The sequence below is a fragment of the Klebsiella sp. KPN54798 genome, assembly GCF_021184225.1.
Taxonomy (GTDB): Bacteria; Pseudomonadota; Gammaproteobacteria; order Enterobacterales; family Enterobacteriaceae; genus Klebsiella; species Klebsiella pneumoniae.
Genome location: NZ_CP089234.1, coordinates 1831553 through 1844206, shown reverse-complemented (window position 1 = coordinate 1844206; position 12654 = coordinate 1831553). Strand labels below are relative to the sequence as shown.

The 12654-nt window shown below is 47.4% G+C and carries 12 protein-coding genes and 2 pseudogenes; 13 read left to right on the top strand and 1 reads right to left on the bottom strand.

Annotated features, from left to right (window positions below):
* The first annotated feature begins 17 nt into the window (after positions 1 to 17).
* The 13 genes and pseudogenes from LPQ25_RS08810 (at position 18) to mobC (ending at position 10861) form a co-directional block, all read left to right on the top strand.
* On the top strand, positions 18 to 725 hold the full coding sequence (locus LPQ25_RS08810; protein ID WP_000857358.1) for a TrbJ/VirB5 family protein: 708 nt from the start codon (positions 18 to 20) through the stop codon (positions 723 to 725).
* A gap of 7 nt (positions 726 to 732) precedes the next feature.
* A complete protein-coding gene (locus LPQ25_RS08805; RefSeq protein WP_001593437.1) occupies positions 733 to 975 on the top strand; it encodes an EexN family lipoprotein in 243 nt (80 codons plus the stop codon).
* A 3-nt stretch (positions 976 to 978) separates the two neighbouring features.
* Positions 979 to 2052 carry a TrbL/VirB6 family protein gene (locus LPQ25_RS08800; RefSeq protein ID WP_001593439.1) on the top strand — a complete coding sequence of 358 codons (1074 nt, stop codon included), beginning with the start codon at positions 979 to 981 and terminating at the stop codon, positions 2050 to 2052.
* 221 nt (positions 2053 to 2273) lie between these two features.
* Entirely contained in the window at positions 2274 to 2957 is a 684-nt protein-coding gene (locus LPQ25_RS08795; RefSeq protein ID WP_000003229.1) for a VirB8 family type IV secretion system protein, read from the top strand.
* The gene (gene virB9, locus LPQ25_RS08790) at positions 2954 to 3862 is read left to right on the top strand and encodes a P-type conjugative transfer protein VirB9 (RefSeq protein ID WP_000976328.1); all 909 of its coding nucleotides are present in this window, start codon (positions 2954 to 2956) and stop codon (positions 3860 to 3862) included. Before LPQ25_RS08795 ends, virB9 begins: the two co-directional genes overlap by 4 nt.
* Positions 3863 to 3905: 43 nt before the next feature.
* Positions 3906 to 5150 (top strand): VirB10/TraB/TrbI family type IV secretion system protein, encoded by a 1245-nt coding sequence (gene virB10 / locus LPQ25_RS08785; protein WP_012131839.1) that lies wholly within the window; start codon positions 3906 to 3908, stop codon positions 5148 to 5150.
* An 11-nt stretch (positions 5151 to 5161) separates the two neighbouring features.
* Positions 5162 to 5482, top strand: a complete 321-nt coding sequence (locus tag LPQ25_RS08780) for a hypothetical protein (RefSeq protein WP_004175313.1) — start codon at positions 5162 to 5164, stop codon at positions 5480 to 5482.
* Complete coding sequence (gene virB11 / locus LPQ25_RS08775; protein ID WP_004175311.1) at positions 5472 to 6497, top strand: P-type DNA transfer ATPase VirB11; 1026 nt, start codon at positions 5472 to 5474, stop codon at positions 6495 to 6497. The genes LPQ25_RS08780 and virB11 overlap by 11 nt, the downstream gene beginning before the upstream one ends.
* Entirely contained in the window at positions 6494 to 6892 is a 399-nt protein-coding gene (locus tag LPQ25_RS08770) for a cag pathogenicity island Cag12 family protein (protein ID WP_012131837.1), read from the top strand. Before virB11 ends, LPQ25_RS08770 begins: the two co-directional genes overlap by 4 nt.
* A gap of 33 nt (positions 6893 to 6925) precedes the next feature.
* Complete coding sequence (locus LPQ25_RS08765; protein WP_016831829.1) at positions 6926 to 7228, top strand: TrbM/KikA/MpfK family conjugal transfer protein; 303 nt, start codon at positions 6926 to 6928, stop codon at positions 7226 to 7228.
* A 42-nt stretch (positions 7229 to 7270) separates the two neighbouring features.
* A complete protein-coding gene (locus tag LPQ25_RS08760) occupies positions 7271 to 7576 on the top strand; it encodes a hypothetical protein (RefSeq protein ID WP_012131835.1) in 306 nt (101 codons plus the stop codon).
* A 777-nt stretch (positions 7577 to 8353) separates the two neighbouring features.
* Positions 8354 to 10090 (top strand): annotated as a pseudogene (locus LPQ25_RS08755) (type IV secretion system DNA-binding domain-containing protein).
* 8 nt (positions 10091 to 10098) lie between these two features.
* Positions 10099 to 10861, top strand: a pseudogene (mobC, locus tag LPQ25_RS08750) (MobC family replication-relaxation protein).
* A 1269-nt stretch (positions 10862 to 12130) separates the two neighbouring features.
* Here mobC and clbS read toward each other — a convergent pair.
* On the bottom strand, positions 12131 to 12643 hold the full coding sequence (gene clbS / locus LPQ25_RS08745; RefSeq protein ID WP_004175305.1) for a colibactin self-protection protein ClbS: 513 nt from the start codon (positions 12641 to 12643) through the stop codon (positions 12131 to 12133).
* Between the last annotated feature and the right edge of the window lie 11 nt (positions 12644 to 12654).

The window sequence follows — 12654 nt, the reverse complement described above, 5'->3', positions numbered from 1 at the left end:
CCCAAAGGAGATATACGATGAAAACTCGCTTTCGTACTCTTATTCTGGCTTGCGTCATTGCAAGCCCACTGGCTCATGCTGGTATTCCCGTCGCTGTTGATGCTGACCCTATGCGGGACGTGCAGTGGGCGCAGGAGTTAAAACGCTGGATGGAAACGGCCAGACACTACCAGTCACAAATACAGGCATATAAAGACCAACTGGCGACGGCCACTGGCGTTCGTGATATTGCTGATTTTGTTGACCAGGCCAAAGGCCTGAAAGCTGACCTTGAAAAGCTGCGTAAGCCCGGACAGGCACTGAATGACCTGCTTCTCTCCGGCGGTTCCTCCGGGCAGTTCGATGCGTTGTACGAGAAGTATAAAATTTTCGACACCTGCAACACTGCGCAATCGGGGAGTTATGCCAACGTATGCAAGCAGCAGGTCATCAACAAGGCTATCCAGCTTGAGCAAACCGACGAGGTTCAGAACCAGGTAAGCCAGACCCTGGGGGAAATAAACAGTCTCTCCAACAGGGTAGCGTTAGCCAAAGATTCGAAAGAATCTCAAGACCTTGCAAACAGTATTCAGCTAAAATCTGTCATGCTGAACACGCTTACCACCCAATGGGAAATGAGCGTGAAAGCAGCAGAGAAGCGCGAAAATGCGCTAGAAGCGGAGCGTGTTAAGCAGTGGAATCAGCAGCAGTTAAACGCGCCAACTGCTGACCTTAATAATTTATGAGGTATTTATGTTATCAAAAAAAATTATTTTAATTTCGACGATCACCCTGTGCTTTTCTATTGTTGGATGCAAAGAGGAAGCTAAAACAACAAAATGGTATAGGGATCACCCTGACGAATTAAAACTAGTTTATGAAAAGTGCCAAAAGAGTGGTGACGCTTCTGAAAATTGCAAGAATGCAAATGAAGCCCACTATCAAATCAAGCAGCTAAACGCACCAACTCCAGACTTAAATAATTTAGAGGAGTAATATATGAGTGGCGGTCTTTTTGTTGGGGTTGAAAAATACCTGATAGGAGGAATTACAGACGCCACAAAGGGATTGATGATGTCGTACTCTTCTATGATGATGGGGCTGGCAGCAGCGTCAGCTACCATCTACATCATGTGGCGTGGATACCAGACTTTGGCTGGTAAGCTATCTACGCCTATGGAAGACACGATGTGGGACATCATGAGGATGGCGATCATCCTGTCCTTTGTGGCTAATTTAGGCGGCTACCTCGATGGCGTTATTGATGCCATAAACGGAATAAAGGAGGGTTTTTCTGGTAGTGATAATATATGGCAGTTATTAGACACCCTATGGAATAAGGCTAAAGTGTTAGGGAAAACGCTACATGACATGGATAATTCTACATATGTAAAAGATGAGGGAATGACTGCTCAATTTTGTGTATGGCTTGGAATATTCGCACTTATGATTCTAGCGGGCTTTGTTTCAATGGTTGCCGAAGTAATGATTCTACTATTAGGAATAACTGCACCTATTTTCATATTCTGCCTTATGTATGGTTTCCTCCGCCCCATGTTCAATAACTGGTTGCAAAATATATTTGCAGGAATATTAACAATTCTATTTGCCGCTCTCTCATTGAGAATTGTAGTGAATTACTTGAATCTCGTTCTTAATAAGGCGACGAAGGTAGCAGACAGTTCAACAATTGTTGAACTTGGTGCTCAAGTCTGCCTTGCAGGTATTTTCGCTGCAATACTGGTGTATATTTCCGCTAAGGTAGCCGCAGCTCTGGCCGGGGCAAGCGCTACCGTATCCATGCAGGGGCTGGCCGCTGTAGGTATCGGTGCGGCTGCTTTTGGTGCCGGGAAGCTAGCCGGGGGTGCAGTTAAAGAAACCAAACGTTCCGCCCAGGACAACATTCAGGGCTGGAAGGATGCGAATGCAGGTAAGCCCGGCAAGCCCGGAGGTGAGTTAGGCTATAACGCATCTAAAGCGCGGAAGTACGCGATTGAGCAGATGATAGCCCGGAACGAAGCGCGGAGGCTGGCACAGTCGAGAGAATCCGCGGTTAAGAAGTTCAACAGCTAGGCCAGACGTCTCCCGTCCATCCCCCCGAAATATCATCATATGAAAATATAATTATATTTTCATATATCTAATTTAGTTGAGGAAATCATTGATGAAACGCTTGATTGCGCTGGCTTTGCTGTGCGCGCTTTCTGGCTGCGCCCAGAACACGCCTCCCTCTGCCTTTAGCGGTAAGGGAGAACCCGTAAACACCCCTCAAATTATGGCGGAGTTAAACAGTCATGAGTGAACAGAAATTAATAGCTGAATCCCGCACTTTTGAGCAGCAAATGATTGAGCGGGATAAACGCGCCACAAAAGCCGGTTTTGTTGTTGGCGGTATGGGTCTGCTGATTGCGGTACTGGCGCTCGTCGCCGTGGTCGTGATGTTGCCGCTGAAACAGACGGACGTTGAGCTGTATACCTTGGATAACCACACAGGACGGGTGGAACACGTTACCCGGACATCGAAAACCAGCCTGACCGCAACAGAAGCCTATCAAAAGGCGATGGCCGCAAACTACGTCAAAGTGCGTGAGCGGTATGTCTATCCCTCTTTGCAGGACGACTACGAGACGGTACAAGTCTACAACGCTCCCCAGGTAAACGATGACTATCTGGCGCTTTACGCCGGAAAAAACGCCCCAGACAAGGTTTATAAGAACGGGGCGCACACCGTGAAAGTGGAGATCTTGTCCAACCAGATCACCGATGCGACAGCCCCTGATAGGGTCGCCACCATCCGCTACAAGAAGATTATCCGCCGTCTGGCTGATAACAGCACCCGCAACGAATATTGGGATGCCCGGTTCACGTTCCATTCTAACCCTGACAAGGAAATGAGCGATGCGGAACGCGAGATCAACTACTTCGGCTTTACCGTCACCAGTTGGCAGACCGACCGCGAAATCCGGGGAGGTGAATGATGAAAAAGTTAACGTTTACCGCACTGGCACTGATGATGTGCGGCGCGGCATGGGCTGCGGCCATACCGCAGGCAAGCCGCTATGACTCCCGCGTGCAGCAGGTTATCTATAACCCGCAGAACGTCACTGTCGTTAACACCAAACCCGGCTTTATGACAACGCTAGTCTTTGATAACGATGAGGCGGTCATAAGCGCCAAACCTGGCTTTGATGAGGCGTGGGAAGCCACGCCGGATGCAAACCGGGTCAACGTTCGCCCGGTCGCGCTCACGCAGGGAGCGCCCGGAGAAGATGGCAACACAACGCAGGTCGTGATCCCCCCGAACAGCCGGGACTGGCATACCAATATGCTGGTTGTCACCAGTAAGCGCCTGTACAACGTCGAGCTGAACGTCATCGATGATAAATCGGCACAACAACCCGCTTTCCAGGTGAGCTATCGCTATCCGGGCGAAGAACGGGACAAAGCGAGCCGGGAGGCGACGGCCAGACAGCGCGAGTGGGAGCAGAAACAGCAACAGGCCAGCGTCCAGAAAGCGCTGAACTCGGCGCAGACGCCCCGCAACTGGAGTTACACCAAATATCCGGGCAAAGGCAGTTTCAACATTGTTCCCGATTTTGCTTACGACGATGGCCGCTTTACGTTCGTGGGCTTCTCCCCGTCTAAGTCCATTCCTTCCGTCACCAAAGAGCTGAACGGCAAAGAGCATGTGGTTAACAGCAGTATCCAGAAGAAAGGCGATTTCACCGTACTGGTGATTCAGGAGGTGACGCCACGCCTAGTACTGCGTTCCGGTAATGCCGTTGTGGGTCTGGAAAATAGCGGATTTGGCAAGGTACACGCCGCCGATGGTTCCACCGTATCCCGGCAGGTGGAAAGAGTGGAAAAACCGGAATCCAATTAACCTATAAAAATATTTTTATATTTTTATAAAAGGAAACGTGCATATGAACGACGAAAACAAAATGCCTGTGCCGGATGAAGCGCAGGCATTCCCGGCACACGCTGAGGATGATATTGCCACGCTTGAGCGGGAAGCCCGCGCTAAAAGGGAGGCCGAGCTTCTCAATGCGCAGGACGACGAAGAGAAAGACCCGGTACAACCCGCCGTTAACAAGCTGAAAAAGCGCAAACGGGGCAAAGCAACCGCCTTTCTTGCCATTGTCGCGGTCACGCTTATCTTCCTGGCATGGGGTGGTAACTGGGTTTATCGCAATATCCTGTGGCAGCCTACGGAAGAAAAGAAACAGGACACAGCCCCGCAGACGAACAAAACCGATTACCGGCAGCGTAACGATCTCGGTATGTCCACCGATACAGCCGAAGAAGAGCCAGAGCAACAGGATAACGGCCAGAGCAGCACGGGGGGAACAGGGCAGGTGGCTCCGGCCGCCCCGCCAGAACTCAACAAAGCCAGCTTCCTTATTCGCCGTGATGGTTCGGCCACCACACAGAACCCGGTAAAAACCCGGCAGCAGGAAATGACGCTGACATCGGCAACGACCACCGGACAACAGGACAGCAGCGCGGCCACAAATACCGCCGCACCGCCGCCGGGACAAAGCCCCGCACCAGTGCGCCGCATACCCTATAACCCTGACCTGTACATCCCGGAAAATACCTCGATCCCCTGCTCACTGGATCGCCGCTTTGTATCTGACCGGGCGGGGAAACTTCGCTGCACGGTCACTACTGACATCTGGAGCGCCAGCGGCAACACGAAGCTGATAGAGAAAGGCACCACGGCATCATTACTTTACCGCGCCATAGCGGAAGAAGGTATGAAGCACGGGCAAGGGCGGGCATTCATCATTGCGACGAAGCTACGCACCCGCCAGCCGCCTTATCTCGATATCCCGTTGGTTGATACCAGCGCGGCTGGCGATCTGGGCGAGGCTGGCGTTGATGGCTGGATAGATTCGCACTTCTGGGAACGGTTCGGCGGCGCGTTAATGGTCGGCATGATCCCCGATATTGGCGCATGGGCATCCAACAGTGCGGGTAAAAAAGACCGCAATACGGACTATACGGAAAACAGCCGCCAGGCTATGGCAGATATGGCGCGTACCACGCTGGAGAACAGCATCAATATTCCCCCAACGCTCTATAAGAATCAGGGCGAGATCATCAACCTGATCACAGGCGAGGATATTGATTTTTCAAACATTTACACACTGAAAATCAAACAATAAAGGAATACGTTATGACGAGAGCAAACAAGAAACGCATAGCCATTCTGGTTATGTACATTGCACGTATTGTCGGCCAGAGCCTGCGTGATGCACCACTTGCATTACTTATCGCGGGTTTTCTTTTTCTGCTGTTTGCACCGCCCTCGGCGTGGATGGCCATCAATCAAATCTGGTATCACCTGCGCCCTTTAACTGACCGTGAAGCGATCATGTTAGGAAAAAGTGTGTCTGGCTTACTCCAGCTTGCCTGGCTGGTAGCAGTCAGTTCTCTCTTCATTCTTTCTGTTGATGAAGTCTTTTCCCGGATGAAAGAGGTAAAAGATGACCGCTAAAAATATCTCCCTCGACCGCTATAAACAGCGTTTCTTTGGCGACTTTCTGGAGCTTCCCGGCCTGACGGAAATCGCCGTCAACCGTCCAGGTGAGCTGTATACCAAAATCAACGGCATGTGGGAACAGCATGCCGTTCCTTTGAGCTATGAGGATTGCTACAACTTTGCCCGGTGCCTGGCAAAGCACCACGGCGACAATATCGAAGATATTAAGCCGGGACTGTCAGCCACGCTGGAATCTGGCGAACGGTGCCAGGTTATTGTTCCTCCGGCCTGTGAGCGCGATACGGTGTCTGTCACCATCCGTAAGCCCTCGAAGATACAAATCCCGCACCAGGGATATATCGATGCGGGATTTTATAACCGGGTAACAAACGACGAGAAGACGGAGACACACGACGAAGAATTAATTGCATTGTACAACGCCAGAAATATTCCTCTGTTTATGGAGAAATGCGTGGAGTATGGAAAAACATTAGCCGTCGCAGGTGAAACTGGTTCAGGGAAAACAACATTCATGAAAATGTTGATACAGTATATCCCTGTCCATTTACGCATAACGACGATAGAAGACAATCCGGAGATAATATTTTTTAAACACAGGAACTACGTTCACCTGTTTTATCCTTCTGAGTCATCCGATGAAAAAGGGTCTGTCGTTACTCCGGCGAGCCTTTTACGCTGGAATTACCGCATGAACCCTGACCGCATTCTGTTGACAGAAGTTCGCGGCGCGGAAGCCTGGGATTTTCTCAAAATTACAGGTTCCGGCCATGAAGGAAGCATGACCTCCATTCATGCCGGGTCAGCAAAAGAAGCAATAGATGGATTTATTACCCGTTGCTACGAGAACCCACAGTGCGCCCAGCTCCCCTATACATTTATGTTGCGTAAGGTTCTGGACAGTCTGGACGTGATAGTGAGCATTGATTTGGACGGAGATGTCCGCCGTATGAATGACATTTATTTCCGCCCGGCCCATCGCAATCAATATTTTGAGGAGATGAAAGCATGACAAATAAAATGACAGTCATCATCCTGGCGGCAATAATTACCGGATGTTCATCGCCGCCGCCTCCCGTTCCTGTAGCGTGGGATAAAGCCGCTGAGCCATTAAACACCCGTTTACCGCAATGGCGTGACAATAACGTTACAGTCCCGTCCCCGACAGTTAACGGTAAATGGACATTATCAGTCAGCACACATAGTTTCCACGACACAACATGGACGCCAGCAGTATTTTACGCTGCCGCCCACTCAACACGAATTGTCGTCTCTGCACAATCCGGTACTGATTTCTTTAATGCCAGAAACTGGCTTCGCCAGAATGGCGCAAAAGGCGTCATTGAATACCAGCCTGTTTTTAATTGCCTGACGTGCAGGGAAACCACCATTTATTTCTCTCGCTAATCTGTTTAAAACACAATCTGATAAGGATTTACCATGAAAAAAACCGTTATCGCGGTGGCCGCACTATGTCTGGCAGCAGGAACCCCAGTTTATTCCTTTGCCGCTGACCCGTGCGAAGTTGTTCTTTGTATGTACGGAAAAGCTACGGGTAATAGTGGCGGGCGTGAATGCCGTTCTGCAGAAAAGGCTTTTTTTAAAATAGTCAAAAAGAATAAACATGGTTTCTTACCCAACCATACTTTGAAGGCGAGAAAAGCGTTCCTTGGTGAATGTCCCGACGCAGATCCGGAGGCCGTAAATAAAATACTGTCCAGGTACGGTAAGGTCAGAGGATAGTAATAATCCGTATAACATCCTGTTTACTGTAAAAGGTGCGACATGCCAAAAGAAGACTTATTCATCCGAAATATATACTCCCGCAATCAGGACAGAATATCGGTAGCCCTGGTATATGACACGTTATCAAAAGAAGCCCACAGAGGTTGCGGGCTGTATTACGAAATATACGCAAGCAGATTAATCGGCCTTTTGCGCGCTCATCTTTCAGAACTTAATGAAGCTGACGCAAACAAATTAATGAGGTATGCAGAAAGTAAAGGCACAAAAATTGATGATACAACCTGGAGTGAGGTGCTGGAAGCGGAAATGGAATGCAGAGCTGAAATATACCGCGAACAGATGTAATCACACAGAACAAAAAATGTATTGTACAACACACAGGCTAACAGGCGACGGGGTTTTAAGGCTTCATTATTTTTGGCTTCAATTTCGAAGAAATTGTTAAGACGAAAAATAATGAAGTGGAACGTGGACAGAAAATTCAATTTCGGAGAAATTGCTAATTTTCAGGCTCCACGTCCACCCGCGAACATTCGCCCCAGCGAATTGAAGCGGGCCGGGGGGAGCCGCAAAAATTTTGCCGCCCCAGCGAGCAAAAAGGCACGCCCACGTGCCGGTTTTTGTGGGGGGCTTGCCCCGCACACCGTCGCAGCCAGGCTATATTTCCCGCCCCAGCGGGGAATATGCCGATTAGGCGCGACCAACCCCTTTAAAGCAGCGTTCCCATTTTTTCGAGCTTGCGAAGAAAAAATAGGCTAAACGCGCGTCTTAAAGGGGTTGGTCGCGCGTAGCGCGCGACGGTGTGCCGCCTTTGACCCTGGGGGTTTTGGTCCGGCGTCCAGCCGGGACATTACCCCCATGTGCCATGCAGTGAGGGCGTCCAGCCCGAACGTAATGACACACGCCGTTGCCCGTTATTCGGGCGTTTCAGAGGACAGACGACCACTGGTCGGCTGTTTTCTGAAAGCAGGGATAACGGGCTTGATCGCCACTGGCGATCACTGTCTTTTTCTGTTTTATGGAGTCATTTGATGGAGTCATCGCATGGAGTCAAGCTGCGACTCCATGCGATGACTCCATGACTTGACCCCATCACTACGATTTTTAATGGAGTTAGCAAATATGGGATCACATCTTATGCAAAGGCTGAATGCTTTTGCTGACGCCTTTTCCTTTTTCCTGTTATGGCTGCAAAACAGCCCTGTCATATTATCCCTGTTCGCAGGTCTTACATTACCGTTTATAGTCAACCTTCCCGAGAGGAAAGAAAGAACGCTCCGTTCTGGTTAAAATCGGTGGCGTGTGTGTCTATTTTCTTTTTTATATTCGGTACCATATCACCGCTAACTATTCAGGGCTGAGCTACTTTTTTAAATTACTCGACAACAACATACTGTTCAGAATTCCACTATGGATCATGACAGTCACATTTACGACAGCAGGATTATTCTTTCATATTGCAGCCCGACGACTTCTGGCGGGAGAAATTGACAACCTGAAACATCGAATGATTAAGAAAACCAAGCTGGAGAGAAATACCAGAACGGATGTACGTAAAGTAAAAGAGCTGTTGCCCGAGAGCATAGAATACAACCCACTCGATTACATTGATTTAAAGAAAGGTGCTTTCATTGGCTTAAACAAAAATGACCAGCCGCAATACATAACCATAAAAGAATTCAAGACCCAACACGCAGCAATTATCGGCACAACTGGTTCAGGGAAAAGTGTCACTGCAGCCATTCTACTTTATCAGGCAATTCTTGCAGGCGAGGCTGTTTTTGTAGAAGATCCAAAAGATGATGAATGGGCACCACATGTACTCAGGGAAGCATGTAAAAAAGCGGGCAAGAAATTTACACTTATAAATTTGAACAAGCCAAATTTTCAGCTTGATTTACTGGCTGATATCTCTCATGAACAACTGGAGGAACTATTTAACGCTGGCTTTAGTCTGGCTAAAAAAGGGAAGCTTCAGATTTTTATCGAATCTCTGACCGCCGCGCAGCCAGAAATACATCAGCAATTTATGAAAAAGGAATGACACTTTATGATTTATTTAACACTGATTTTGTTCAGTCATTACGTCAAGCTGCTCCCGCATTTTTTGGTGAGCTGGAAGAAGTTGCTTTAGTTAACTCAATTAATGCCACAAATGGATTTTCATTAAAGGAGGTTTTTGATGAAGGTGGTTGTTGCTACATTATTGGTTCAACACGAAATCAAAAAATAATATCCGCACAAAGGATGATTCTGACCCGCCTGATACAAATAGCAGAGACCAGGGACAGAATAAACAGCACCCCGCGTACTGTTGCTATTTTTCTCGACGAATTGAAATATCATCTATCCCGCCCCGCCCTTGAGGGGCTTGGAACGGCACGAGATAAAGGCGTGCATATATTCATGGCTTTTCAGGCGATAGACGATCTGCGTGACTGTCCGTCTGATTTAAATGGTGATGCAGTTATTGGAGCCATCATTGAAAACGCCAAATTCAAATTGATTTATAAAATTCAAAATCCAGAAACAGCAGAATGGGCGGCAAAAATGACAGGTTCAATCCTGGTCGATGATGAAATGAGGAAAGTAAGGACTGATTTATCATTAACGGAAAAAATGGATACAGACCGTATGATAAGACAGGCAGAAAGTTACTACGTTGACAGTAATATGTTTTTAAATCTCCCTGAAAAGGTCGGCTTTGTATTTACAACAAAAGAACTGGCGAAGGCAACAAAGATGTCCCCTATTCTGGTTAAAAAGAAACATATTGAATTGCTGTCATTTGAAAATCCTCAATCTGAACAACCACAAACCGAAATCAATGAACAAAATAAGCCATCTATTAATTTGTAAGGATTGATATGCTTATACATAACGTATCAGAGAGAAAAAAAGCCTCTGCTGACAAAATGCTCTCCCTTCTAAATTTTCTGAAAGAAGAAACTTATTCTGATTTTAACACACTAAGACGTGTTCTCGGCTTTAGCAAAAATTCTCACAGCCCATTATATAAGGTACTAAATAGAGCAATTAAAGCTGGCTTCATCATCAAACACGAAATGCCTGGGGTAAAACAAAAAATAACGATTTGGGGATAACTATGCAGGGTTAGCAATGGTGGTCATGCCTGACGATGCTGTTTTCCCTGGATACTTTGAACCCGGCAAACTCAAATACTGGACTCTGGAACATCGTCTACTAAATCAGAGGGTCAGAATTGCACTGGAAGAGAAAGGCGGGCAAGGCTGGCTTAATGGTGATCGGGGGGAGTTTATGGCGCGTTATCCTGGTGTTCGCCATCGCCCTGACGGGATTATCACGTTAGATAGCGGCGCAATCGTCGCCGTCGAAACGGAGCGCTCAATGAAAACCCGCGCACGCTATATCAACATCATTAACAGTCATCTGGCGGCCAGCGATGCCGGACACTGGCACTACGCGATGTATGTCATGCCGGATGACAAAACCAAAACATCGTTAATCCGGCTGTTTGACTCCATCAAAACGGTAATGAGGAACAACGTTCCGGTGCCGTTCGACACGAGGAACCGCGAAATGTTTCTTTTCCGCACCATTGATGAACTGGAGCAAGCAACCGCCAGCGGTCGAAGCAAAACCTGTTAAAGTTGGCTGTCCAGAAACTGACGGAGACCATAGCCAACTAAACAGATCTTTATTACCGTAAGTTAGGAACATTATGATTAGCGGCTAAATATCAACGCAGAACAAGTTGTAGAATCTGGATGTAGTCGTCATCTGATCTCCCCCCCGCTGCACTCAGGAGTGGCATTTGCGACAACAAGTGAGTCTTAGACCGACATAAACTGAATGAAAATTCAGTAAAATGATGACCTCCAGTAATACAATGATGATAATGCGATTATATAAAGGTCAAACCATATGGTTGTTAGCGGATTTCAACAACGGTGCTGTACTCGCTGAGCGGCACATGAAGTTTGAATAATGTGGAAACAACAAATGGCTACATTAAGTCATTGGACATATACAGAGATGGTTGGCAAATCGAGTACACGATATGTTGCCTGAAAAGTCGACCGAACAGAACTATAAATATCAAGTCGGCATAACACATCTAAATTTCATAAGGGAAGATGTGCCACCGGGGACGTTTTTTTCACCACGGGGACTTCGGGTATAACGATGCAATCCGAAGAAAGAAATCCAATGTTGGCGATATTCATCATCGCTTTATTCGTCCACTCATGCGAATGGCAATAAAGCGACTCACCAAAACAGTTTCTTTAGCTTCCCTCTACCAAAATTCCCTATGATCGCATGTTAGAACTCTGCGTGCTGAACTTCGGGCCATATGGACGGTATCATTCATGCACTTGCTCCTTTGAAATTGCTGGATATCATTCGTCTTTATCTGCACCGGCCGGCACAAATAGCTGTAGGGGAACCCGGCGCAGGCAAAAAGAGCGACTTTAACGCGTTTTGCAGGACTCCCCGTTGCCTTGCAGGGAGACACTGTATCATCAAACACCATCTTAATCCCAGCACATTACCCTCCATCCTGGCTCGTACCAAATCAGAGGAAAGGCCTCGCGGCAATAGATTTTCCCAGCGAAGCTCGGAGTGAAATACAGTGCAGCAATATCCGACATCAGAATTTGATCCTCCTGCGTCAGGATACGAAAAATCATCCCGATTTGAGCACCCTTGTCGAAAAAAAATCACCTTATTATGAAGATTGGTTCTTAATACACATGCGTTCGCATGTGCTTATGTTAAGTAGACTTATTGTCTTACACATTTTATCCGTATCATTAACCAGAATATGTTCCGGAGCAGCGGGTGATAGTGCCGCCAGTCCACACTCATCGCTGCCCGGAAAAATCATCAGTGGGGAGGCAAACGGTAAGCACCCCGCTATTCTGCAAGACATTTCTGCAGTTTATTTAACCTCCCCGAAGCATTTTTATAAGGCGAGGCGGTATTAAATTGAATCATACGACCTCGGGTCCATTTATTATACCAAGGTTTACCGTAAAGCTCGTCGTTACTGAATCGTTCAATCAAAGCCACGAGTTGCTGCTTATTTTCCTTTAACCGTGCCAATAAAACTTCGTACTCTGTAATATCCTCATAGTCACGGTAGAATTTCTGTGCTAAACGCCCCAATTCATTCCATTTAAATCCTTCCTCAGGAAAAATAATAGTTTTTCCTTTTGCCTCTTGGTCATGCCAGTGTAACACCAGCTCTCCCCAGCCAATCAGATAGGAAACCAGATTCGCTACGCTAATCGTAGTCCCCTTCGCGTGCCCTTCCAATAGAGGTTCAAAGGCGAGTTGGGGCGTAATAGATTCTAGCTTCTTATTTAATAAAGAAAAATTACTATTAATAGCTCTAATTAACTCTTCTTTTGATGATGGAACAGCCATATCTATTGCTC